At 62.8% G+C, this 659-nt stretch carries 1 pseudogene; it reads right to left on the bottom strand.

The window, feature by feature from the left end:
- A pseudogene (locus AAC854_RS22895) lies at positions 1-659 on the bottom strand (type IV secretion protein Rhs); the annotation flags it as partial.

Raw genomic sequence — 659 nt, 5'->3', positions numbered from 1 at the left:
TGGCCTTCGCCATCCACCCGCGCCACCGGCAGGTCAAAGGGGCCGTATTCCAGATCCCATGCCACCCCGCGGGCATCCGTCCATGTCGTCAGGTTGCCGTGGCGATCATGGCGGAAGCGCTCCCGGCTGTCGTTGGGACGATGGCTGAGGGCGACACGGTGATGACGGTCATATTCCCAGCCCCATTGTGCCCCGCCGCCCGTTTTAAGGTGTTGCAACCGATCCTGACGGTCATACCCCAGCGTCAGGCTGCGGTTCTCTTCATCGAACAGGGCTGCCAACCTGTGAGTGGTATCGTATTCCTGCGTGCGCTTGCGCCCGTCGTTGTCTTCAATGGCGGTCACCAGCCCGAACGCGTTACGGGTCAGGATCGTCTCGCTGCCGTCCGGTGCAACAAAGCGCGCGGGCTGGCCTTGGTCATCGTAGTGTTGCGTCCACTTCTGGCCAGCGGGGGCCGTGACCTGCACCAGCCGGTCCTGCTCATCATAGTCATATTCCCACGTGGCCCCCATCGCATCAGTGAAGGCCGTCACCAGCCCGGTGTCCGCCAGATAGTCCAGCGTAAGGGTCTGGCCTTCCGGCAGGATTTTGCGCGTCAGGTTGCCCCAGTCATCGTATTCATAACGGGTGATGTGGCCGCACGGGGTTTCCTCCTGCGT

Origin of the sequence: Xenorhabdus entomophaga, from assembly GCF_037996725.1 — a bacterium.
Taxonomy (GTDB): Bacteria; Pseudomonadota; Gammaproteobacteria; order Enterobacterales; family Enterobacteriaceae; genus Xenorhabdus; species Xenorhabdus khoisanae.
Note: the sequence above shows the minus strand (reverse complement) of the source record. Positions and strands in the feature narration are given on the sequence as shown.